This is a genomic window from Pantoea allii, assembly GCF_046529425.1.
GTDB classification, from domain to species: Bacteria; Pseudomonadota; Gammaproteobacteria; order Enterobacterales; family Enterobacteriaceae; genus Pantoea; species Pantoea allii.
Genome location: NZ_CP125958.1, coordinates 3,676,385 through 3,699,897, shown reverse-complemented (window position 1 = coordinate 3,699,897; position 23,513 = coordinate 3,676,385). Strand labels below are relative to the sequence as shown.

The window sequence follows — 23,513 nt, the reverse complement described above, 5'->3', positions numbered from 1 at the left end:
TCATCAAGCGCTAAAGCGGACTTCGGTCCGCTTTTTTTATGCCACTAATCTGACTGCAGTATAGCGGTATGATTCGCTATGCTTACTCAATGCCTCAACAATCAGGGAGATGTGCATTGAATATTCTGGCGATCATGGGCGCGCACGGCGTGTTTTTCAAAGATGAACCCTTACGCGAGCTGGAAGTCGCACTGAGTCAGCAAGGTTTTCAACTTATCCATCCCAAAAATCATGACGATTTGCTCAAGCTCATTGAGCATAATCCCCGAATCAGCGGTGTCATTTTTGACTGGGATGAGCACAACAGTCCGGAGCTGTGCGGCGAAATTAATCAGCTCAATGAACATCTGCCGCTGTATGCCTTTATCAATACCCATTCTCAGATGGATATCAGCATCAACGAAATGCGTTTGCCCCTGCATTTCTTTGAGTACGCGCTGAATGCCGCCGAGGATATCGCCTTACATATTCGCCAGTACACGGATGACTACCTCGACAACATCACACCGCCGTTAACCAAAGCGTTGTTTACCTATGTGAAAGAGGGGAAGTACACCTTCTGTACGCCAGGCCATATGGCCGGCACCGCCTTCCAGAAAAGCCCGGTCGGCTGTTTGTTCTATGACTTTTTTGGCGCTAATACGCTGAAGTCCGATATCTCCATTTCGGTAACGGAACTGGGCTCGCTACTTGATCATACCGGGCCGCATCTCGACGCTGAGGAGTACATCGCCAGAACCTTTGGTGCAGAACAAAGTTATATGGTGACTAACGGTACCTCGACCTCGAATAAGATCGTGGGGATGTATGCGGCACCGGCAGGCAGCACCATACTGGTGGATCGCAACTGCCATAAATCGCTCACCCACCTGTTGATGATGAGCGATTTGATCCCTGTCTGGCTGAAACCGACACGTAACGCATTAGGCATTCTGGGCGGGATTCCGCAAAAAGAATTCACCCGTGCCAGCATCGAGCAGAAGGTCGCCGCCACGCCGCGCGCAAGCTGGCCGGTCCATGCGGTGATCACCAACTCGACCTATGATGGTTTGCTCTACAACACGCAATACATCAAACAAACGCTGGACGTGCCATCGATCCACTTTGATTCTGCCTGGGTTCCTTATACTAATTTCCATCCTATCTATGAGGGAAAAAGCGGCATGAGTGGCGAGCGGGTGCCGGGTAAAGTCTTTTATGAAACCCAGTCCACGCATAAACTGCTGGCAGCGTTTTCTCAGGCGTCGCTGATTCATATTAAAGGCGAGTATGACGAGCAGACGTTTAATGAAGCCTACATGATGCACACCACCACCTCACCCAACTACGCCATCGTTTCATCCATTGAGACGGCGGCGGCGATGCTGCGGGGGAATCCGGGTAAAAGGCTTATCAATCGCTCAGTGGAACGCGCACTGCACTTTCGTCGCGAGATACAGCGGTTGCGAGAGGAGTGCGACAGCTGGTTTTTTGATATCTGGCAGCCTGAACACGTCGATGAAGCCCAGTGCTGGCCGATCCAGCCGGGGGAAGAAGACTGGCATGGATTTACCCAGGCCGATCGCGATCATATGTACCTTGATCCGATCAAAGTGACCATTCTGACACCGGGCATGAGCGAGCTGGGCGAGATGGCAGAAGAGGGGATTCCGGCCGCGCTGGTGGCAAAATTTTTGGATGAGCGCGGGATTGTGGTTGAAAAAACCGGCCCTTACAATTTGCTGTTCCTCTTCAGCATCGGCATCGATAAAACCAAAGCGATGAGCGTGCTGCGGGGATTAACGGAATTTAAGCGCGCCTACGATCTCAATCTTCGGGTCAAAAATATGTTGCCGGATCTCTATGCGGAAGATCCTGATTTTTACCGTAACATGCGTATTCAGACGCTGGCGCAGGGGATTCATCGTCTCATCCAGCAACATGATCTACCCAGGCTCATGTTGAAAGCGTTTGATGTCTTACCCGAAATGAAAATGACGCCGCATCAGGCTTTTCAGCAGCAGGTCAAAGGCAATATTGAAACGGTGAGCATCAATGCGCTGGTGGGCCGTATCTCCGCCAACATGATCCTGCCTTATCCTCCCGGCGTTCCGCTGGTAATGCCCGGTGAAATGATTACAGAACAAAGCCGCGCCGTACTCGACTTCCTGTTAATGCTGTGTAGCATTGGACGCCATTATCCCGGCTTTGAGACAGATATTCACGGCGCGACCTTAACCGAAGAGGGTGAGTATCGGGTTCGTGTGCTGAAACAGGCTGAATACCAGGATATCAATGTTTAACAGGGAGCAAACATGCTGCAGCTAACGCACATCCATCACATCGCCATCATTGCGTCTGACTACCCGCGCAGTAAAGCTTTTTACTGCGACATTCTGGGCTTTGAATTGCAAAGCGAGGACTACCGTGAAGCGCGTGATTCCTGGAAAGGGGATCTGGCATTGAACGGACAGTATACGATTGAGCTGTTTTCTTTTCCGGCGCCGCCTGCCCGCGTTAGTCAACCGGAAGCCTGTGGCTTACGTCATCTGGCCTTCAGCGTACCGGATGTCGAGGCCGCGGCAGATTATCTGGCGAGCCAGGGCGTAACATGTGAACCGATTCGCATCGATGCGCTGACCGGTAAACCCTGTACGTTCTTTGCCGATCCGGATGGTTTGCCGCTGGAACTCTACCAAGCGTAAAATAGCGACTTTATGGCTACACCGCTAGCCGTCTCATGGATTGACATCATGTCTGATTTCGACGCACTGCTGAATGAGCGTGACGCGCTGGTCGTGGCCTTTAGCGGTGGCCTGGATTCGACCGTCCTGCTGCATCAGCTTCGGGCCTGGCAGCAACGTCATCCGTTATCCCGGCTACGTGCGCTGCATGTGCACCATGGCCTCAGCCGGAATGCCGATGACTGGGCGGCGCACTGCCTGAATGTGTGCGAACAGTGGCAGATCCCCTGTGACGTTCTGCGTGTGCAGATCGCGGAGAAGGGACAGGGCATCGAAGCGGCGGCGCGTCAGGCGCGTTATCAGGCACTGAGCCAGGCACTCCACGAGGATGAAAAGCTGCTGACTGCGCAGCATCTGGACGATCAGTGTGAAACGCTGCTCCTGGCGCTGAAGCGCGGCAGCGGCCCGGCGGGCCTGGCGGCCATGCCGATGCTGACCACGCTTGCCGGACATCCCTTATTAAGACCACTGCTACACCATTCCCGCCTGAGCCTGGAGCAGTATGCCGACGCGCACCAACTGACCTGGGTCGAGGATGAAAGTAATCAGGATCTGCGTTATGACCGCAACTTTTTACGTCAGCAGCTATTACCTGCGGTACTGAGCCGCTGGCCGCATTTTGCCGAGGCGACGGCACGCAGTGCCGCCTTGTGTGGTGAGCAGGAGCAACTCCTGGATGAATTGCTGGCCGGGCAACTCAGCGAGCTAATACAACCCGACGGTAGCCTGTGCTTTACGCCGTTACTGACCATGAGTGAGGCGAAAGGGAATGCCCTGTTGCGTCGCTGGCTGGCCAGACAGGGTGAGAAGATGCCCTCGCGGGAAGCATTACGCCGTATTCGTCAGGACGTCATGCTCTGCCGGGAGGACGCCCAGCCGCGGTTAACGTTAGGGAACCACGAGATCCGTCGCTACCGCCAGCAGCTTTACCGCTTGCCTCTCAGCGCGTCCTTAACCGACTGTGAAATGGCATGGCCTGACCTCAATCAGCCCCTGGTTTTACCGCAGAACCTGGGCGTACTCACGTCCGAAAAAAACGTGAGTACGCTTCGCTGTCCACAGCCGGAGGAGCAGGTATTCGTGCGGTTTTACGCAACAGGCTATGTTCATATTGTGAATCGCACAGGGGGACGTGACATAAAGAAAATCTGGCAGATGCTGAATATTCCCCCCTGGCAGCGTACGCGCATTCCATTAATTTATTTTAATCAGACACTGATTAGCGCGCCCGGGCTGTTTGTCACCCGTGAGGGTGCAAGTCAGGATGCCCATGGCTGGCAAGTCAACTGGCAGAAAACGACGGGAGCGCCGTGATGATACAACGACTAGCAGCCTTGCTGCTGCTAACCGTCTTACCGGCCCACGCCGCAGGCGATGTGAAAGCGGGCGAACAACGTTCGGCCGCCTGCATGGCCTGCCACGGGGCACAGGGGAAAGCGACCGCGCCCCTTTATCCTAATCTGGCCGGGCAAAATGCCGCTTATCTTAATCATGCGCTACAGGCTTATAAAAAAGGGGAACGAAGCGGCGGTCAGGCTGAAGTGATGAAGGCGTTTGTCGCAGGCTTAAGTGATGACGATATGGCAAACTTAGCCGCGTACTACAGTGCGTTAAAACCTTGATGAGATGGGCGGGAGTGCATCCCGCCCGACGGGAAGTGAATTACTCTTCGCTGACAACAACGGTGCCAAGTTCAGGATGGCTAAAGCTGGCAATGTGGTCGAGACGTAGCTCGCGTGTTTCACCGGAAAGATCAATCGCCAGGTACTCAACGTTTTTACGTGAAAGAATATCCCTGGCCTTGGCCTTGAGCTGTTCGCCATCTTTCAACTCCAGCGTCAGCATCCAGTTTTTTTGGCAGGCGAGTTCCAGATTATCGTAGTCATCGCAATTGATGGGTTTATAAGCTTCATTCATCAACATAGTCGCTCACCAATAAGTTTGCGGCGGCATAGGCCGCCTGTTCCCTGAGAGAAGCATTTAGCGCAGCATTCGCGGCAATATCATCAAGCGCTTTTAAGGCGCAGCCTATGGCATCGGGTACATATCCCAGATCCCCGCTGCCGATTTCGGCATATTTTTGGCGAACTAACTCACAATATTTTTGCACAGGCACCTCCTCAGCAGAGCATAAATACCCTGGTTGATTAGCGACTATATCACAGGCATTTCCAGAAAATCAGCCAGGCAAAAGCAGGAACAACGCGCAAATCACTGCTAAAGTAGCTGGCTATGCAGTATCAGACGACTCAGGATAAAGCACGAAAGGTTAAGTTGATGAACAGCCCAGGACAAAAACACACGAATTGGACGCAGGCAGGTGGCAGATGATTATGCTGTCACGTAACGTGGAGCTGCCGGACAGTGAAATTGAGCTGACGGCCATTCGGGCGCAGGGTTCCGGCGGTCAGCATGTGAATAAAACCAGCACCGCCATTCATCTGCGTTTTGACATTGCCGCCTCGTCCTTGCCACCGTTCTATAAAGAGCGGCTGTTAAATGCCAGCCATCATTTAATTACGGGTGAGGGAACCGTCATCATTAAGGCGCAGGAATACCGTAGTCAGGAGATGAACCGGGAAGCGGCACTGCAGCGGCTGATCAACCTGATTCGTGAGCTTACCACGGTAGAGAAAGTCCGGCGGTCAACGCGGCCTACGCGCGCTTCGAAAGAGCGCAGGCTGGAAGGCAAGTCGCGTCGCAGTAGTACCAAAGCGCTGCGCGGCAAGGTGCAATAACGCTTAGATGCTCGTGCGCGCGGGACTTAATAACCGCAATACGTGTCTGTGGGTTCTGAAAGCGTAAATAAGCGACAGAGCAGGGCGTTATTCAGCGGGGAATAAAAACGCCCCATGAAGGGGCGTTTTGAGGGCGTTACTTATTCAGTGCGTTAAGCAGGAACCCGACAATCTCATCCTGCTTGATCATCTGTTTCTCACCGGCACGACGGGCTTTATACTCAATCTCGTGATTATCAAGATTGCGGTCGCCAATCACGATGGTGTGCGGTACGCCAATCAGTTCCATATCGGCAAACATCACACCCGGGCGCTCTTTACGATCGTCCAGAATCACTTCAACGCCTTTGGCGCGCAGCGTGTTGTACAGCTCTTCTGCTAACTCTTTCACGCGGAACGATTTCTGCATGTTCATGGGCAGAATCGCCACCTCAAAAGGTGCCAGTGCTGCAGGCCAGATGATGCCCCGATCGTCATGATTTTGCTCGATGGCCGCCGCAACGACACGGGTAATACCGATACCGTAACAGCCCATGGTCATGACCTGGTTACGACCATCTTCACCCTGTACAGAGGCTTTCATCGCTTCGGAGTACTTGGTGCCCAGCTGGAAAATATGGCCGACTTCGATACCGCGTTTAATCTGCAATGTGCCTTTGCCGTCCGGACTAAGGTCGCCTTCCACAACGTTGCGGATATCGGCCACCTGCGCCATAGGAAGATCGCGTTCCCAGTTGATGCCGAAATAATGTTTACCATCAATGTTGGCACCGGCGCTGAAATCGCTCATCTTCGCCACCGTACGGTCGGCAATAACCGGCATATTCAGCCCGACCGGGCCGAGCGAGCCTGGACCGGCACCGACCGCTGCGCGGATCTCGTCTTCTGTCGCGAACGTCAGGGGAGAAGCGACAAGCGGTGATTTTTCTGCCTTGATTTCATTCAGCTCGTGATCGCCGCGAACCAGTAACGCAACCAATGCGTGACCGCTTTCTTCTGCGCCCTTAACCATCAGGGTTTTCACGGTTTTCTCAATCGGCAGCTGGAACTGACTCACCAGTTCTGCGATGGTTTTGGCATTCGGCGTATCGATCTGGCGCATCTCTTCTGCAGGCGCAGGACGATCACCAGCTGGCGCGACGGCTTCAGCCAGTTCAATGTTGGCAGCGAAGTCAGACTCCGTGGAGAAAATCACATCATCTTCACCACTTTGTGCCAGTACCTGGAATTCGTGAGACGCGCTTCCACCAATCGAACCGGTATCAGCCTGCACCGCGCGGAAATCCAGGCCCATACGGCTGAAAATCTGGCTGTAGGCGCGGTACATCGCGTCATAGGTTTCCTGCAGCGATTCCTGGGTCGTATGGAAAGAGTAAGCATCTTTCATGATGAATTCACGCGAGCGCATCACGCCAAAGCGCGGGCGCACTTCATCACGGAATTTGGTCTGGATTTGATACAGATTCAGCGGCAGCTGCTTATATGAGCTCAGCTCATTGCGAATCAGATCGGTAATCACTTCTTCATGCGTCGGGCCGAGCACAAACGGACGCTCGTGGCGATCCGCAACACGCAGTAATTCTGGGCCGTACTGCTCCCAGCGCCCGCTCTCTTGCCACAGGTCTGCGGGTTGGACCACAGGCATTGAAATCTCAATGGCACCGGCGTTGTTCATTTCTTCACGAACGATGTTTTCGACTTTTTTTAATACGCGCAGACCGGTTGGCAGCCAGGTATATAAACCCGAAGCCAGTTTACGGATCATTCCGGCACGCAGCATCAGCTGATGGCTGATCACTTCCGCGTCAGAAGGTGTCTCTTTCTGAGTAGAGAGCAGATATTGAGTAGTACGCATTGATTACGATTCCAGTTGATCGGAAATTCACAGACAAAAATTTGCTGGCGGCTAGTGTACCAGTGAGATCACTGGCTAAAAAGCGGGTTTTAACGCGGATCGATAGCCACGACTTCTGTCCCTGCCTCATCAATGCGCCAGCGCACATTAAACTCCAGTAGCCAGGCGGCATATTCCCTGTCCTGGGTTTCACCTTTACGGTAAGCGGGCCGCGGATCCTGAGCGAGTACTTCGCTGATAAATCTCGCCAGATGGGGATAGCGGCCGTGTTGTTGCAGTTGCTGCTGGGCGTGCGGTGAAAACCGGACCGGCATGGTGCTTTCCGGCGCGGACTGGGCAAAACCTGCACGTGCCTGGGGCAGGGCTTCGGCAAAAGGCAGGTAGGGTTTGATATCGACAACCGGTGTACCGTCTACCAAATCCAGACTGCCCAACTGCAGAATGACCTGTTGCTTCTCGCAGCGAATGCCTTTGAGCTCAACCAGCGACATGCCAACAGGGTTGGGGCGAAAGGTGGATCGTGTGGCAAAAACGCCCATGCGGGCGTTACCGCCCAGGCGCGGCGGTCGCACAGTAGGACGCCAGCCACCGTCCATAGTCTGATGAAAAACGAACAGTATCCAGAGATGGCTGAAGTCTTCCAGGCCGCGCACCGCATCCGCCTGATTGTAAGGCGGCAAAAGATGCAGTTCGCCGCCGCCATCCTGAACCAGCCCCGGCTGGCGCGGCACGGCGAACTTCTCTTTCCATGGTGAACGGATCACGCCGATTTGCGCAAAGGCGAATTCACTCATTGACTGGTGACTTTCAGCGCCGATCCCTGACAAACAGCCTGACGGTAGCAGCCTGGCGTGCTGCTGACGATTTCACATTTATGCAGCAGCACAGCATTGGCTTTCATCTGTGACGCTTTGATTTGCATACGTTTACGTGCGGTAGCGATATTGGGGGGCGAACTCTGGTTGCTTACCTGGCAATCTTCAGCGGACACTTCGCCCAGATCGCGGAAGGGTTTGCTCACCAGATCGGCAGCGTCGGTATAAACCTTAACAGGCGCGGGTCGATACGTTGGCTTACGTGTCGGTTCGCTGGGTTGCTGCGGCTGAGAAGGTGCGCTGCTTATTGGGTGGTACTCTCGAACACACCCTGTCAGCATCAATGCTAACAAGCAGAGCGGTAAAAAACGCATGGCAACATCCTCAAGTTTCAAAAAGTGGCGTTATTGAAACAAGGACACGGATAAATAACAAGTCAGCAAAGCGCAATAACAGAAAGGGCGGCTAAAAGCCGCCCTGAGGGAAGATGTCAGACGGGATTACCAGCCTTTAACCGCGCCGCCGTTAAAGACTTTATTCGCGGCGTCCGCGACTTCGTCAGACTGATAAGCCTGAACGAATTTCTTCACGTTTTCCGCGTCTTTGTTGTCTTCACGTGCCACAATCAGGTTGACGTAAGGTGAGTCTTTGTCTTCAACAAAGATGCCATCTTTCGCCGGCGTCAGGCCAATCTGGCTGGCGTAAGTGGTATTGATCACCGCCAGCGCAATTTGCTGATCGTCCAGTGAACGTGGCAGCTGCGGTGCTTCCAGCTCAACAATTTTCAGGTGTTTTGGATTCTCAACGATATCCAGTGAGGTTGGCAGCAGGCCCACACCGTCTTTCAGCTTAATCAGGCCAACTTTCTGCAGCAGAAGCAGCGAGCGACCCAGGTTGGTTGGGTCATTAGGAATCGCCACCTGTGCGCCATCCTGCAGTTGATCAAGTGATTTGATTTTTTTCGAGTAGCCAGCAATCGGATAAACAAAAGAATTACCAACGGATACCAGCTTGTAACCGCGATCTTTGATTTGTTGATCCAGATACGGTTTGTGCTGGAAGGCGTTCACATCAATATCGCCTTTACTCAACGCTTCGTTAGGCAGCACGTAGTCGTTAAACGTGACCAGCTCAACATCCATGCCATACTTGTCTTTAGCAACCTTGGCCGCAGCTTCTGCAACCTGCTGCTCTGCGCCTACGATCACACCCACTTTAATGTGGTTTGGATCTTTAGCTTTTTGATCGCATCCTGCCAGCGCAATCGCGCCAATTAATGCACCCACAGCGGCAATTTTTTTAAATTTGAAAGACATATCCTTTCCTTAAGAGTGATATTGCTTGCTTATTTATGGGACACAGCACGCACGATGCGGTCACCACAGAATTGTATGAGATACACCAAAACGACTAATAACACTAATACCGTATTCATCACCGTCGCGTTATATCCGATATAACCATATTGGTAGCCAATCTGTCCCAGGCCGCCCGCGCCTACTGCGCCGCCCATTGCAGAGTAGCCAACCAGCGTAATCAGCGTGATGGTGGCAGCATTGACCAGGCCAGGCAGCGCTTCAGGCAGCAGGACTTTACGGACGATTTGCATCGGCGTTGCGCCCATTGCGCGCGAGGCTTCAATCAATCCGGTCGGAAGTTCCAACAGCGCGTTTTCAACCATACGGGCAATAAACGGGGCTGCGCCCACAGTCAGCGGCACGATGGCGGCCTGCAGACCGATTGAGGTGCCGACAATAATGCGGGTAAACGGAATCATCCATACCAGCAGGATAATAAAAGGAATAGAGCGGAAGATGTTGACCAGCGCCGACAGCACCCGGTACAGGCCTTTGTTTTCAAGGATCTGCCCCGGACGGGTAACGTATAACAGTACGCCCACCGGTAAACCCAGCACGAAACCGAAAAAGCCAGAGACAAAGGTCATCATCAACGTTTCCCACACGCCGCGCCCCAGCAACGCAATCATCGCTTCAGACATAACCTAATACCTCTACTTTTACATGATGTTCTTGCAGCCACTGAATAGCGGCTTGTGTATCGCTTTCACTGCCGTGAATTTCCGCCAGCATGATGCCGAACTTCACACCGCCAGCGTAATCCATCTGCGCACTGATAATATTGTTATTGATATTAAAACGACGTGCGGCTTCAGACAGTAAAGGTGCATCAACGGACTGCCCGGTGAATTCCATACGCAGCAACGGCATGCTGTCAGGACCGGCTTCAGGCGACAGGCGCTGTTGATAATCGTCTGGAATATCCAGATGCAGTGTTGACTGGATGAACTGCTGTGCCAGCGGCGTTTTAGGATGCGAGAAGACTTCGCTCACGCTGTCCTTTTCGATTAGCTCACCTTGACTGATCACCGCGACCTGATCGCAGATGCGCTTTACGACATCCATCTCATGCGTAATCAACAGAATGGTCAGGCCGAGACGACGGTTAATATCTTTGAGCAATTCAAGAATCGAACGCGTGGTGGCTGGATCGAGCGCGCTGGTGGCTTCATCGCACAGCAGAACCTTGGGATTGCTCGCCAGCGCACGGGCAATGGCAACACGCTGTTTCTGACCACCGGAAAGATTGGCCGGCCAGGCATCGTGCTTATCAGCCAGACCGACCAGGTCCAGCAGTTCAGCCACACGCTTTTTAATCTCGTCACGGGTGAGGTTGCCCAGCTCTAACGGCAGCGCAACGTTGCCAGATACTGTGCGGGAGTTCATCAGGTTAAAATGCTGAAAAATCATGCCAATCTGGCGACGCGCCTGAGTCAACTGCCGTTCACTCAGCGCCGTTAAATCCGCACCGTCAACCAGCACGCGGCCTGAAGTCGGGCGTTCAAGCAGATTCACGCAACGAATGAGCGTACTTTTACCGGCACCGGATGCGCCGATGACGCCATAGATTTGTCCGGCAGGCACATGCAGGCTGACATTGGATAAAGCCTGTATTGAACGCGAACCTTGCTGGAACACTTTGGTGATATTTTCTAATTTAATCATTACGTTATTTATTATCGTCTTGCATTGTCCGTGGTCTGGTGTGCTTTCATAGATGAAAGCATGCATAAGCTGGATGGATGGTAAGGCATCCAGACGTCTAAATCAATGGAAGTGATTCAATCTGACATTCTCCCTTTTATGGCAATCGTGCGATACTAAGCGGCAATTTTTATAGCAGGAGTTTTTACGTGACGAATCAAGTCCCGGCCATTTTTCTCGATCGCGATGGCACCCTCAATGTTGATCACGGCTATGTCCATGAAATCGATAATTTCCAGTTTATCGATGGCGTCATTGAAGCATTACAGCAGTTAAAGAAGATGGGCTTTGCGCTGGTGGTCGTAACAAACCAGTCCGGCATTGCACGCGGTATGTTTAGCGAAGATCAGTTTATGCGGCTCACCGAGTGGATGGACTGGTCTTTGGCCGATCGGGATATCGATCTTGATGGTATCTATTTCTGTCCGCATCTCCCCGATGCGACGATTGAAGAATTTCGCCAGCAGTGTGACTGCCGTAAACCTCAGCCAGGGATGTTGCTGTCAGCACAAAAGGAGCTGCACATCGATATGGCTGCTTCTTATATGGTAGGTGACAAACTGGAAGATATGCAGGCCGCTCAGGCCGCTGGCGTAGGTAAAAAAGTATTAGTGCGCAGCGGTAAGCCGGTTACGGCTGAAGGTGAGGCCCTGGCTGACTGGGTCATCGCGAGTCTTGCCGAGCTGCCTTCGCGCATTAAAAACGCGTAAAACAGCGCTTTTGTGCAAATTTCAGACGAACAGCAAAAAAGTTTAAATTTGCACTTGCGCTCTGTGAAAGCTTCCCTATAATGCGCCTCCACTGACACGGCACAACGGCTTACGGAATGCGGTGTCGGGAGGTTCAGGAAACTGAACCGCCGGAGAAAAACTTCTGAAAAAGAGGTTGACTCTGAAGGAGGGAAGCGTAATATACGCCACCTCGCGACAGACGGTTAACCCGCTGTTCGCACTGCTCTTTAACAATTTATCAGACAATCTGTGTGGGCACTCGCAGGATTGATATCAGCGTCTCCGGACGTAAAAAATATCAAGTCTCACGAGTGAACACATAATGAAATTCATTATGACGTTTTACAGATGAGCACCGCTGAACTGGTTTCAGCAAATCAAACTTAAATTGAAGAGTTTGATCATGGCTCAGATTGAACGCTGGCGGCAGGCCTAACACATGCAAGTCGGACGGTAGCACAGAGGAGCTTGCTCCTCGGGTGACGAGTGGCGGACGGGTGAGTAATGTCTGGGGATCTGCCCGATAGAGGGGGATAACCACTGGAAACGGTGGCTAATACCGCATAACGTCGCAAGACCAAAGAGGGGGACCTTCGGGCCTCTCACTATCGGATGAACCCAGATGGGATTAGCTAGTAGGCGGGGTAACGGCCCACCTAGGCGACGATCCCTAGCTGGTCTGAGAGGATGACCAGCCACACTGGAACTGAGACACGGTCCAGACTCCTACGGGAGGCAGCAGTGGGGAATATTGCACAATGGGCGCAAGCCTGATGCAGCCATGCCGCGTGTATGAAGAAGGCCTTCGGGTTGTAAAGTACTTTCAGCGGGGAGGAAGGCATTGTGGTTAATAACCGCAGTGATTGACGTTACCCGCAGAAGAAGCACCGGCTAACTCCGTGCCAGCAGCCGCGGTAATACGGAGGGTGCAAGCGTTAATCGGAATTACTGGGCGTAAAGCGCACGCAGGCGGTCTGTTAAGTCAGATGTGAAATCCCCGGGCTTAACCTGGGAACTGCATTTGAAACTGGCAGGCTTGAGTCTCGTAGAGGGGGGTAGAATTCCAGGTGTAGCGGTGAAATGCGTAGAGATCTGGAGGAATACCGGTGGCGAAGGCGGCCCCCTGGACGAAGACTGACGCTCAGGTGCGAAAGCGTGGGGAGCAAACAGGATTAGATACCCTGGTAGTCCACGCCGTAAACGATGTCGACTTGGAGGTTGTTCCCTTGAGGAGTGGCTTCCGGAGCTAACGCGTTAAGTCGACCGCCTGGGGAGTACGGCCGCAAGGTTAAAACTCAAATGAATTGACGGGGGCCCGCACAAGCGGTGGAGCATGTGGTTTAATTCGATGCAACGCGAAGAACCTTACCTACTCTTGACATCCACGGAATTCGGCAGAGATGCCTTAGTGCCTTCGGGAACCGTGAGACAGGTGCTGCATGGCTGTCGTCAGCTCGTGTTGTGAAATGTTGGGTTAAGTCCCGCAACGAGCGCAACCCTTATCCTTTGTTGCCAGCGATTCGGTCGGGAACTCAAAGGAGACTGCCGGTGATAAACCGGAGGAAGGTGGGGATGACGTCAAGTCATCATGGCCCTTACGAGTAGGGCTACACACGTGCTACAATGGCGCATACAAAGAGAAGCGACCTCGCGAGAGCAAGCGGACCTCATAAAGTGCGTCGTAGTCCGGATCGGAGTCTGCAACTCGACTCCGTGAAGTCGGAATCGCTAGTAATCGTGGATCAGAATGCCACGGTGAATACGTTCCCGGGCCTTGTACACACCGCCCGTCACACCATGGGAGTGGGTTGCAAAAGAAGTAGGTAGCTTAACCTCCGGGAGGGCGCTTACCACTTTGTGATTCATGACTGGGGTGAAGTCGTAACAAGGTAACCGTAGGGGAACCTGCGGTTGGATCACCTCCTTACCTGAAGATACCTTCCCGCGAAGTGCTCACACAGATTGTCTGATAGAAAAGTAATGAGCAAGACGGCTGCGAAGTCGAGACACGTCCGTGTCCCCTTCGTCTAGCGGTTAGGACTCCGCCCTTTCACGGCGGCAACAGGGGTTCGAATCCCCTAGGGGACGCCACTTGCTTGGTGACAGGTGAAAGGTGTTGCCCACATATCTTAAAGATGACTTACGAGTCGTGTTTAAGATATTGCTCTTTAACAATCCGGAACAAGCTGAAAATTTGAAACGACGCATTGTCGTGTTCCTCCGTAATAAGGAACACAGGACAACGCGTTCGAGTCTCTCAAAAGCTCATGACACGCAGCGTAAAACGCCTGTGGGTTGTGAGGTTAAGCGACTAAGCGTACACGGTGGATGCCCTGGCAGTCAGAGGCGATGAAGGGCGTGCTAATCTGCGAAAAGCGCCGGTAAGGTGATATGAACCGCAACAACCGGCGATACCCGAATGGGGAAACCCAGTGTGATTCGTCACACTATCATGCAGTGAATACATAGCTGTATGAGGCGAACCGGGGGAACTGAAACATCTAAGTACCCCGAGGAAAAGAAATCAACCGAGATTCCCCCAGTAGCGGCGAGCGAACGGGGAGGAGCCCAGAACCATCATCAGCTTGTGCATCAGTGGAAGCGTCTGGAAAGTCGCAGGGTACAGGGTGATACTCCCGTACACAAAGGTGCACAGGTTGTGAGTTCGATGAGTAAGGCGGGACACGTGGTATCCTGTCTGAATATGGGGGGACCATCCTCCAAGGCTAAATACTCCTGACTGACCGATAGTGAACCAGTACCGTGAGGGAAAGGCGAAAAGAACCCCGGCGAGGGGAGTGAAACAGAACCTGAAACCGTGTACGTACAAGCAGTGGGAGCCTTCTTAACGGGGGTGACTGCGTACCTTTTGTATAATGGGTCAGCGACTTATATTCTGTAGCAAGGTTAACCGTATAGGGGAGCCGCAGGGAAACCGAGTCTTAACTGGGCGTTAAGTTGCAGGGTATAGACCCGAAACCCGGTGATCTAGCCATGGGCAGGTTGAAGGTTGGGTAACACTAACTGGAGGACCGAACCGACTAATGTTGAAAAATTAGCGGATGACCTGTGGCTGGGGGTGAAAGGCCAATCAAACCGGGAGATAGCTGGTTCTCCCCGAAAGCTATTTAGGTAGCGCCTCGTGAACTCATCTCCGGGGGTAGAGCACTGTTTCGGCTAGGGGGCCATCCCGGCTTACCAACCCGATGCAAACTGCGAATACCGGAGAATGTTATCACGGGAGACACACGGCGGGTGCTAACGTCCGTCGTGAAGAGGGAAACAACCCAGACCGCCAGCTAAGGTCCCAAAGTCATGGTTAAGTGGGAAACGATGTGGGAAGGCACAGACAGCCAGGATGTTGGCTTAGAAGCAGCCATCATTTAAAGAAAGCGTAATAGCTCACTGGTCGAGTCGGCCTGCGCGGAAGATGTAACGGGGCTAAACCATGCACCGAAGCTGCGGCAGCGACACTATGTGTTGTTGGGTAGGGGAGCGTTCTGTAAGCCGTTGAAGGTGTGCTGTGAGGCATGCTGGAGGTATCAGAAGTGCGAATGCTGACATAAGTAACGATAAACAAGGTGAAAAACCTTGTCGCCGGAAGACCAAGGGTTCCTGTTCAACGTTAATCGGAGCAGGGTGAGTCGACCCCTAAGGCGAGGCCGAAAGGCGTAGTCGATGGGAAACAGGTTAATATTCCTGTACTTGGTGTTACTGCGAAGGGGGGACGGAGAAGGCTATATCAGCCGGGCGACGGTTGTCCCGGTTTAAGCGTGTAGGTGTGTGTTCCAGGCAAATCCGGTTCACTTTACACTGAGGCGTGACGACGAGGCACTACGGTGCTGAAGTGATAAATGCCCTGCTTCCAGGAAAAGTCTCTAAGCATCAGGTAACACAAAATCGTACCCCAAACCGACACAGGTGGTCAGGTAGAGAATACCAAGGCGCTTGAGAGAACTCGGGTGAAGGAACTAGGCAAAATGGTGCCGTAACTTCGGGAGAAGGCACGCTGCCACCAGGTGAAGTCACTTGCTGACGGAGCCGAAGGCAGTCGAAGATACCAGCTGGCTGCAACTGTTTATTAAAAACACAGCACTGTGCAAACACGAAAGTGGACGTATACGGTGTGACGCCTGCCCGGTGCCGGAAGGTTAATTGATGGGGTTAAGCGCAAGCTGAAGCTCTTGATCGAAGCCCCGGTAAACGGCGGCCGTAACTATAACGGTCCTAAGGTAGCGAAATTCCTTGTCGGGTAAGTTCCGACCTGCACGAATGGCGTAATGATGGCCAGGCTGTCTCCACCCGAGACTCAGTGAAATTGAAATCGCTGTGAAGATGCAGTGTACCCGCGGCAAGACGGAAAGACCCCGTGAACCTTTACTACAGCTTGACACTGAACACTGAGCCTTGATGTGTAGGATAGGTGGGAGGCTTTGAAGCGTGGACGCCAGTCTGCGTGGAGCCATCCTTGAAATACCACCCTTTAATGTTTGGTGTTCTAACGTAGGCCCGTAATCCGGGCTGCGGACAGTGTCTGGTGGGTAGTTTGACTGGGGCGGTCTCCTCCTAAAGAGTAACGGAGGAGCACGAAGGTTGGCTAATCCTGGTCGGACATCAGGAGGTTAGTGCAATGGCATAAGCCAGCTTGACTGCGAGAGTGACGGCTCGAGCAGGTGCGAAAGCAGGTCATAGTGATCCGGTGGTTCTGAATGGAAGGGCCATCGCTCAACGGATAAAAGGTACTCCGGGGATAACAGGCTGATACCGCCCAAGAGTTCATATCGACGGCGGTGTTTGGCACCTCGATGTCGGCTCATCACATCCTGGGGCTGAAGTAGGTCCCAAGGGTACGGCTGTTCGCCGTTTAAAGTGGTACGCGAGCTGGGTTTAGAACGTCGTGAGACAGTTCGGTCCCTATCTGCCGTGGGCGCTGGAGAATTGAGGGGGGTTGCTCCTAGTACGAGAGGACCGGAGTGAACGCACCGCTGGTGTCCGGGTTGTCACGCCAGTGGCACTGCCCGGTAGCTAAGTGCGGAAAAGATAAGTGCTGAAAGCATCTAAGCACGAAACTTGCCCCGAGATGAGTTCTCCCTGACCCTTTAAGGGTCCTGAAGGGACGTTGAAGACGACGACGTTGATAGGCCGGGTGTGTAAGCGCAGCGATGCGTTGAGCTTACCGGTACTAATGACCCGTGAGGCTTAACCTTACAACGCCAGAGGCGTTTTGGTTGAGAGACGATTAAATTTTCAGCATTGTTTACCGGAAAAGAATTTGCGGAAACGACAGATTTTGCGGCATGAGAAGGCGCAGAGTGATGACGTCAGCGGGAGCATACTGAAGTATGTGACCGGTGCGGCAGAGCGAATGCAACGCGTTCATGGCGTAAAAGAGTCGTTTCGGGCACAAAGAATTTGCCTGGCGGCTTTAGCGCGGTGGTCCCACCTGACCCCATGCCGAACTCAGAAGTGAAACGCCGTAGCGCCGATGGTAGTGTGGGGTCTCCCCATGCGAGAGTAGGGAACTGCCAGGCATCAAATTGAAAACCTGCACGTTACTTCGGGCAGTTCTCTACTCGAAGAGAGTAGGACAAAAGCGAATGCTTTTGAACGCTGCAGAGCAGCGGCCCGAAGGGTGAATCACCGCGTGATTCATCAACTGCCAGGCATCAAATTAAGACCAGTACGCTGGTCGTGACCTTACCGGTGACGCGGAAGGGCGAAACACCTGATATCAGAACGTTTTTCTGACGTCAGTACAGAATCGGTGGAGCGGTAGTTCAGTTGGTTAGAATACCTGCCTGTCACGCAGGGGGTCGCGGGTTCGAGCCCCGTCCGTTCCGCCACTTAATTGGAAAGCCCTGACTTAACGGTCAGGGCTTTTTCCATTTCTGCGCGGAAATTTTCAGTAGTGTTCTCCGCAGTTGCAGGCTCTACGTCAGCAGGCACTTAAAACACTCAGGCCGACGTAGCTCTGTCAGGACTTTAAAGAGAGCTGATGCAGCAACTGTGTCTGCACATGCCAGGGCTGCTTCACCACCCACTCACTTAGAAAATCAATGAAAGCGCGAACACGCTGGGTGACGCCAAGATCGCTGTAATATACGGCGTTAAACGGCATCTCTACCGGTAGCCGCTGCTCGGACATGATTTCCACCAGACTTCCTTCTTCTATTTCTTTATGCACCATGTAATCAGAAAGACAGGCGATGCCATTGCCGTCAAGGCACAACTGCTTGATCGTTTCCCCGCTGTTAGAATCAAGCTCTGAACGAATGCCATAGAGCTCACCACCTTCACAGGCTATGGGCCAACGGTTAAGACGAGGCGCATCAATAAAACCAAGACACTGATGGTTATCCAGATCGGCCGCGCGTTGAGGGATGCCGTATTTTTCCAGATAGTCAGGTGACGCAATGAGACGGCGATAGCTGATAAAGAGCAACCGTGCTCTAAGGCCTGAATCCGTTAAGCTTCCTGCGCGGATCGCCACATCAACTTTACGCTCGATAAGGTTAATAAAGTTTTCAGAAGAAATAAGCGAAAGGTCTATTTCCGGATAGCGTTCCCGAAAGGACTTTATCATCGGCAGAAGCAGATGCAGTATGACCGGCGTTGCCGCATCTATACGCAATAACCCCTTCGGCATCTCACGGCTTTCTATTAACTCATTTTCCGCAGCGGTCATGACCTGAAGGAAATTTTGAACTTGATGAAAATAGCGTTCCCCTTCCTGAGTTAACGCCAGATTCCGGGTGGTACGTGTAAGCAAAGCCAGGCCTAATTTGTTTTCCAGCTTTTTTATCGTACGACTCACGGCTGAATTGGCCATCTGTAACGTCTCAGCGGCCCGACTAAAGCTTCCACTTTCAACGACGCTCACAAATACTTTCAGTTCTTCAGACGATGCCTTCATGGTTTCTCTTCACGTGAAATAGCCTGTAAGACCAACATGACTGTTATTAAAGCACAGCCTCTACCGGAGCCCTTGGCGTAGAAGGCTTTTTCATTATATCGAGGCATCACCAGTCTGCCATTTTACAGCGGATGAGAGAACTGAGAAGACCTTGACGCGGCCATCAGGTGCCGGTTATCACGGAAATAAAACGGGGTAGGGTGAGAACAATCGGCAGCATCCATTGAAACTGCGTACTAAAATCCCTATAACAGATAAGTCACACGAATTTTTGAACGATTAGCCAGGCGGGAAAGTGCGCAAAAAAACCTATGCGATGAGATATGTAGCCGGACAGCCAGCGGAAAGGATCTTTCCCCCGGGTGCAATGTTTCATCTCGGTCAGGCATTGCCTCCTGGCGCACCGCTCCCTGCCGATCCCAATCTTAAAGTGCTGGTATGGAATATCTTCAAACAGCAGCGTGCCGACTGGATGTCTGTACTGGAAGGATTCGGCAAAGATGCACATCTCGTTTTACTACAGGAAGCGCAGACGACGCCTGAGCTTATCCGCTTTGCCACCAGTAATTATCTGGCGGCCGATCAGGTCCCTGCTTTCGTGTTGCCTCAGCATCCCTCAGGCGTGATGACGCTGGCTTCCGCTCACCCAGTCTACTGTTGTCCTTTGCGCGAACGAGAGCCGCTGCTAAGGCTCTCTAAATCGGCACTTGTCACCGCCTATCCGTTACCTACCGGCGAAACGCTAATGGTAGTAAATATTCACGCCGTAAACTTTAGTCTGGGCGTGGACGTTTACAGCAAACAACTGGGCCCCATTGGGGAACAGATCATCCATCACCGTGGGCCGGTGATCATGGCCGGCGATTTCAACGCCTGGAGTCGCCAGCGAATCAATGCCCTTTACCGTTTTGCTCACCAGATGCAACTGGAAGAGGTGATGTTTACTGCCGATCACCGACGCAAAGCTTTTGGCCGACCGTTAGATTTCGTGTTCTATCGCGACATGCGCGTCAGCGAAGCCTCTGTGCTGGTCACGCGCGCATCCGATCATAATCCTTTACTGGTCGAGTTTAACGCCAAAAGGTAAGGATGATGGCGGGAGGCTTACTGTCAGAGGGAGGGCGGAAAAGCGCGAGGTCAGGCAGATTGCTGCAGAATCGAATAAGAAAAAAGGCTGACAAATGTCAGCCTTTTCAATGTATCAGGTATCTGGCGTTGCGTTATTCTTCACGAACAACGTTAACTCATCGCCAGGCTGAATATCTTTAGCGTTACTCACAACACTGTTCCAGCGCATCACGTCTTTAATGTTTACGCCGTGACGACGGGCGATACTGTCAAGAGAATCACCTTTACGAACGCGATAGGTGATGCTGTTGCCATTATCTGCCAGGCTGGTGCCATTCGATCCGACAGTCAGTACCTGACCTGGACGAATACTGGCACTGCGCAGATTGTTTTGCTGTTTCAGTGTTGCAACACTGACGCCTAACTTATTCGCAATTCCCGACAGGGTATCGCCATTTCGCACTTTGTAACCGCCATCGCCACTGGCTTTCGCCAGTTGGGTCGGCTGTACTGCGGAGATATCACCGGAAGCCAGTGAATCACGCAATTGTGCGACGTTAGACTTCGGCACCATAATGTAATGTGGCCCATTTGGTGCTGTTGCGCCGCCTTTGTATCCGGTATTAAAGCTCTTTAACTTATTGAGCGGCATACCAGCCATTTCTGCGGCCTGCGTCAGTTTAATCTGCTGGCCTACTTCAACACGTGCTAATGCGCGGTTTTCATTAGGCGTCGGCAGTTTAATTCCGTAACGCTTGTTGTTCTTGAGAAGTTCGCTCAAGGCCAACATTTTCGGGACATAAACCGTGGTTTCACGTGGAAGCGAAAGATGCCAGAAGTCGGTGGGTTTGCCGCGCGCCTTGTTCTGTTTAATCGCTTTTAGCACACGTCCTTCACCACTGTTATAAGCAGCAACTGTCAGAAGCCAGTCACCGCCGAACATGGTGTTGAGACGCTGCATCATATCCAGCGCAACCTTGGTTGAGGCGACAACGTCGCGACGACCATCGTAATAACGGTTCTGTTTTAAACCATAGTTTCGACCCGTACTTCCCACAATCTGCCAGATGCCAGCGGCATTTGCAGACGAGGTTGCATGAGGATCAAAAGCGCTCTCCACTATGGGTAGCAGTACCAGTTCCATCGGCATCTTACGTTTCTTAATCTGCTCGACTATCCAGTACATGTACGGCTCTGCCCGTAATGTTACATCGTGGAGATAGCTCTTATTTTTTAAAAATTTTAATTTTTGTTCGCGGATTCGCGGGTTTTCCGGAATCCCCATCTTCAACTCGTCACTAATGAAACTCCAGAGATCACTATCTTCTGCGAGGCCAGTTCCATCTTCCTGCCATCGCGGCGATAAAAGTCGATCACCGTATTTTCCATTTTCACTTTGACCAGCTGAAGACAGACTCTGTGCATGCTGTTCGGGGATATTGGCGTCATTCCGTGATGCCTGACATCCTACCAGCAAGACCGAGGCGAGTAATATCGCTTTAGCCTTCATATGTGTGTCAATAGTTCGTTCGCTTAAAAGACGAGCAACTATACGTGACGGTGCTTCACAACACAACCTGAAAAATCAAAAACGGTCTTTCTTCTCGCGTAGAACGGCAAATGTCTGCCATACCGGCCCAACCTCTGAATCAAGGTCTAAAGCACGTTGTAAATCAGGATCTTGCGTTCTGAGAAATAAATTTATTACGCGCTCGTGGGCCAGTTTTGTAGGTAAAGTAATACGGTTTTCGGCCCGTAAGTCCTTAATTTTGTGGTATTCAGCCGTTATTTGCGGGTCGTGGGGTAAAATTGCAGCAGCAAACTTCAGATTGGATAAAGTATACTCATGTGCGCAGCACACCAGAGTCTCTCCTGGAAGCTTATTAAGCTTTTGAAAAGATTCATACATTTGTTCTGGCGTACCTTCGAATAACCTTCCGCAGCCGCCTGAAAACATCGTGTCCCCACAAAAAAGATAAGGCGAACTGTAATATGAGATATGTCCTAAAGTGTGCCCCGGGGTAGCGATGACCTCGAATGACAGACCCAAAATGTCAAACTTATCCCCTTCACTAACAAGGTTTTTTGCGCCTTTGTCCGCCGTTTCCTGTGGACCGTAAACCACAATGTCGGGGAAGTGTTCACACAAGGTTTTAACGCCGCCGACGTGGTCATTATGGTGATGGGTTAACAGAATGGCTTCGGGCTGCCAGCCGTTCGCGTGAATCTTCTCCAGCACCGGCTGGGCTTCACCAGGATCAACAATCAGGCATTTTCCCTTGTCATCTGTTAACGTCCAGATGTAGTTATCTTGTAATGCAGGAATACTGGTAAGATTCATAAAACCCTCTCGCTGGCCGTAAAAAAGGAAAATGGTAAAGCATGAAGTCCGCTAAAACACGCCAAATCCTGAACGCGCCACTCTCATGGCGCGACATGCCATGGGGAGTCTACTTCCGCGATGCACTGACACAGCAACTTCAGCCTTACCTTGGAAAGCTGTACGGCTTTCATATGCTTAAGCTTGGCAACCTCAGCGCAGAAATCAACACGGAAAATTGCGCTATCTCACATCAGGTCAGTGTTGGCACTGAGGGAGAACAGTTACAGGTACTAGCCAATCCCGCACAACTGCCGTTTGAGTCAAAATCGGTTGATGCCTGCTTACTGGCACATACGTTGTCATGGAGTCAGGACCCCCATCGGATATTACGGGAAGTCGATCGTGTGCTAATCGATGATGGCTGGATGATCATCAGCGGCTTCAATCCGTTCAGTTTGCTGGGGATCAGTAAGATGGTGCCGGGCATTCATCGTAAAGCGCCCTGGAGCAGCCGCATGTTTAGTCAGATGCGTTTACTGGACTGGCTGGGCTTGCTGAATTACGAAGTGGTTTTCCGCACGCGTTTCCAGGTGTTACCCTGGCATCGGCAGGGGGGGAAAATGATCAGCGCTCATTTACCCGCGTTAGGCTGCCTGAACATTGTCGTGGCGCGTAAACGAAGTTTTCCGCTCACGCCCACGAAGACGCGGATGAGTCTGAGCAAAAGGCAATTACCCCAGACCGTCAATGCGACGCGCCAGTTTCGGCAGGCTAACGATCAGGATTCGGGCTGATAGCCAATATCATCAAAGGCCGGATTGTTAGCCGCACTGCGCGCCAGTTCATCACAGCGTTCATTTTCGGGATGGCCCGCATGGCCTTTAACCCATTCCCACTGAATCGTATGAGTGCTGAGCGCAGTATCAAGCCGTTGCCATAAATCGACGTTTTTAACGGGCTTCTTTTCGGCGGTTTTCCAGCCACGCTTCTTCCAGTTATGTATCCATTGCGTAATGCCCTGGCGCACATACTGACTGTCGGTACTCAACACCACATCACAGGGCTGTTTCAGGGCTTCCAGTGAAACAATGGCCGCCATCAACTCCATACGATTGTTGGTCGTCAGGCGATAACCCGCACTGAAGGTTTTTTCATGCTCTCCGTAACGCAAAATTGCGCCATAACCACCCGGACCTGGGTTGCCGAGACAAGATCCATCGGTGAAAATCTCTACCTGTTTACGCATCTCTGGTAGACTTCCTTCTGACAAAACGCCAAGTCTGAC

Annotated in this window: 20 protein-coding genes, 2 tRNA genes and 3 rRNA genes; 13 read left to right on the top strand and 12 right to left on the bottom strand. The window is 52.2% G+C overall.

The features are described from left to right. The first annotated feature begins 116 nt into the window (after positions 1 to 116). The 4 genes from QNH99_RS17570 to QNH99_RS17555 are packed head-to-tail and all read left to right on the top strand — an operon-like array spanning position 117 to position 4,345. Entirely contained in the window at positions 117 to 2,282 is a 2,166-nt protein-coding gene (locus QNH99_RS17570; RefSeq protein ID WP_063878487.1) for a lysine decarboxylase LdcC, read from the top strand. A 12-nt stretch (positions 2,283 to 2,294) separates the two neighbouring features. Continuing rightward, on the top strand, positions 2,295 to 2,684 hold the full coding sequence (locus tag QNH99_RS17565; RefSeq protein ID WP_410516987.1) for a VOC family protein: 390 nt from the start codon (positions 2,295 to 2,297) through the stop codon (positions 2,682 to 2,684). 48 nt (positions 2,685 to 2,732) lie between these two features. Beyond that, positions 2,733 to 4,037, top strand: coding sequence for a tRNA lysidine(34) synthetase TilS (gene tilS / locus QNH99_RS17560; RefSeq protein WP_096012111.1), 1,305 nt, complete (start codon positions 2,733 to 2,735; stop codon positions 4,035 to 4,037). After that, on the top strand, positions 4,037 to 4,345 hold the full coding sequence (locus QNH99_RS17555) for a c-type cytochrome (RefSeq protein WP_181377171.1): 309 nt from the start codon (positions 4,037 to 4,039) through the stop codon (positions 4,343 to 4,345). The genes tilS and QNH99_RS17555 overlap by 1 nt, the downstream gene beginning before the upstream one ends. 40 nt (positions 4,346 to 4,385) lie before the next feature. Here QNH99_RS17555 and rof read toward each other — a convergent pair whose 3' ends face one another. Beyond that, a complete protein-coding gene (gene rof / locus QNH99_RS17550) occupies positions 4,386 to 4,646 on the bottom strand; it encodes a Rho-binding antiterminator (protein ID WP_063878490.1) in 261 nt (86 codons plus the stop codon). Beyond that, positions 4,633 to 4,833, bottom strand: a complete 201-nt coding sequence (locus tag QNH99_RS17545; protein ID WP_063878491.1) for a YaeP family protein — start codon at positions 4,831 to 4,833, stop codon at positions 4,633 to 4,635. The genes rof and QNH99_RS17545 overlap by 14 nt, the downstream gene beginning before the upstream one ends. A 217-nt stretch (positions 4,834 to 5,050) precedes the next feature. Here QNH99_RS17545 and arfB point away from each other — a divergent pair, with 217 nt between their 5' ends. Next, the gene (gene arfB / locus QNH99_RS17540) at positions 5,051 to 5,461 is read left to right on the top strand and encodes an alternative ribosome rescue aminoacyl-tRNA hydrolase ArfB (protein WP_063878492.1); all 411 of its coding nucleotides are present in this window, start codon (positions 5,051 to 5,053) and stop codon (positions 5,459 to 5,461) included. A 136-nt stretch (positions 5,462 to 5,597) separates the two neighbouring features. Here arfB and proS read toward each other — a convergent pair whose 3' ends face one another. The 6 genes from proS to metN all read right to left on the bottom strand — a co-directional run bounded on the left by proS (position 5,598) and on the right by metN (position 11,154). Further along, positions 5,598 to 7,316 carry a proline--tRNA ligase gene (gene proS / locus QNH99_RS17535; protein WP_063878493.1) on the bottom strand — a complete coding sequence of 573 codons (1,719 nt, stop codon included), beginning with the start codon at positions 7,314 to 7,316 and terminating at the stop codon, positions 5,598 to 5,600. Positions 7,317 to 7,405: 89 nt separating this feature from the next. Further along, complete coding sequence (gene tsaA / locus QNH99_RS17530) at positions 7,406 to 8,110, bottom strand: tRNA (N6-threonylcarbamoyladenosine(37)-N6)-methyltransferase TrmO (protein WP_145393652.1); 705 nt, start codon at positions 8,108 to 8,110, stop codon at positions 7,406 to 7,408. Further along, on the bottom strand, positions 8,107 to 8,505 hold the full coding sequence (gene rcsF, locus QNH99_RS17525) for an Rcs stress response system protein RcsF (RefSeq protein WP_063878495.1): 399 nt from the start codon (positions 8,503 to 8,505) through the stop codon (positions 8,107 to 8,109). The genes tsaA and rcsF overlap by 4 nt, the downstream gene beginning before the upstream one ends. Before the next feature lie 126 nt (positions 8,506 to 8,631). Beyond that, positions 8,632 to 9,447 (bottom strand): MetQ/NlpA family lipoprotein, encoded by an 816-nt coding sequence (locus QNH99_RS17520; protein WP_410516986.1) that lies wholly within the window; start codon positions 9,445 to 9,447, stop codon positions 8,632 to 8,634. A 29-nt stretch (positions 9,448 to 9,476) separates the two neighbouring features. Next, positions 9,477 to 10,130 carry a methionine ABC transporter permease MetI gene (locus QNH99_RS17515; RefSeq protein WP_013024713.1) on the bottom strand — a complete coding sequence of 218 codons (654 nt, stop codon included), beginning with the start codon at positions 10,128 to 10,130 and terminating at the stop codon, positions 9,477 to 9,479. Beyond that, positions 10,123 to 11,154 (bottom strand): methionine ABC transporter ATP-binding protein MetN, encoded by a 1,032-nt coding sequence (gene metN, locus QNH99_RS17510; RefSeq protein ID WP_063878496.1) that lies wholly within the window; start codon positions 11,152 to 11,154, stop codon positions 10,123 to 10,125. The genes QNH99_RS17515 and metN overlap by 8 nt, the downstream gene beginning before the upstream one ends. A 188-nt stretch (positions 11,155 to 11,342) precedes the next feature. Here metN and gmhB point away from each other — a divergent pair, with 188 nt between their 5' ends. From gmhB to QNH99_RS17480, 6 genes are all read left to right on the top strand, one after another. After that, on the top strand, positions 11,343 to 11,903 hold the full coding sequence (gene gmhB / locus QNH99_RS17505; protein ID WP_063878497.1) for a D-glycero-beta-D-manno-heptose 1,7-bisphosphate 7-phosphatase: 561 nt from the start codon (positions 11,343 to 11,345) through the stop codon (positions 11,901 to 11,903). Positions 11,904 to 12,309: 406 nt separating this feature from the next. Next, positions 12,310 to 13,851, top strand: a 16S ribosomal RNA gene (locus QNH99_RS17500). A gap of 89 nt (positions 13,852 to 13,940) precedes the next feature. Then, positions 13,941 to 14,015 (top strand) — tRNA-Glu (locus QNH99_RS17495). A gap of 210 nt (positions 14,016 to 14,225) precedes the next feature. After that, positions 14,226 to 17,131, top strand: a 23S ribosomal RNA gene (locus tag QNH99_RS17490). A gap of 208 nt (positions 17,132 to 17,339) precedes the next feature. Continuing rightward, a 5S ribosomal RNA gene (gene rrf, locus QNH99_RS17485) occupies positions 17,340 to 17,455 on the top strand. The 16S, 23S and 5S rRNA genes sit together here with 2 tRNA genes alongside, the layout of an rRNA operon. 235 nt (positions 17,456 to 17,690) lie before the next feature. Then, positions 17,691 to 17,767: transfer RNA gene (locus QNH99_RS17480), tRNA-Asp, on the top strand. Between the two features lie 131 nt (positions 17,768 to 17,898). Here QNH99_RS17480 and yafC read toward each other — a convergent pair. Beyond that, positions 17,899 to 18,837, bottom strand: coding sequence for a DNA-binding transcriptional regulator YafC (gene yafC, locus QNH99_RS17475; RefSeq protein ID WP_410516985.1), 939 nt, complete (start codon positions 18,835 to 18,837; stop codon positions 17,899 to 17,901). Between the two features lie 295 nt (positions 18,838 to 19,132). On the opposite strand from yafC, the gene QNH99_RS17470 reads away from it, so the two are divergent. Next, a complete protein-coding gene (locus QNH99_RS17470) occupies positions 19,133 to 19,924 on the top strand; it encodes an endonuclease/exonuclease/phosphatase family protein (protein ID WP_063878499.1) in 792 nt (263 codons plus the stop codon). Positions 19,925 to 20,038: 114 nt separating this feature from the next. Here QNH99_RS17470 and mltD read toward each other — a convergent pair whose 3' ends face one another. Then, the gene (gene mltD / locus QNH99_RS17465) at positions 20,039 to 21,415 is read right to left on the bottom strand and encodes a murein transglycosylase D (protein ID WP_063878500.1); all 1,377 of its coding nucleotides are present in this window, start codon (positions 21,413 to 21,415) and stop codon (positions 20,039 to 20,041) included. Between the two features lie 75 nt (positions 21,416 to 21,490). Continuing rightward, on the bottom strand, positions 21,491 to 22,246 hold the full coding sequence (gloB, locus tag QNH99_RS17460; protein WP_283350309.1) for a hydroxyacylglutathione hydrolase: 756 nt from the start codon (positions 22,244 to 22,246) through the stop codon (positions 21,491 to 21,493). Between the two features lie 41 nt (positions 22,247 to 22,287). On the opposite strand from gloB, the gene QNH99_RS17455 reads away from it, so the two are divergent. Next, positions 22,288 to 23,022, top strand: a complete 735-nt coding sequence (locus tag QNH99_RS17455) for a class I SAM-dependent methyltransferase (RefSeq protein ID WP_410516984.1) — start codon at positions 22,288 to 22,290, stop codon at positions 23,020 to 23,022. Here the strand turns inward: QNH99_RS17455 and rnhA are convergent. Continuing rightward, entirely contained in the window at positions 23,007 to 23,474 is a 468-nt protein-coding gene (rnhA, locus tag QNH99_RS17450; RefSeq protein WP_096011046.1) for a ribonuclease HI, read from the bottom strand. The two genes, QNH99_RS17455 and rnhA, sit on opposite strands and share 16 nt — an antisense overlap. Between the last annotated feature and the right edge of the window lie 39 nt (positions 23,475 to 23,513).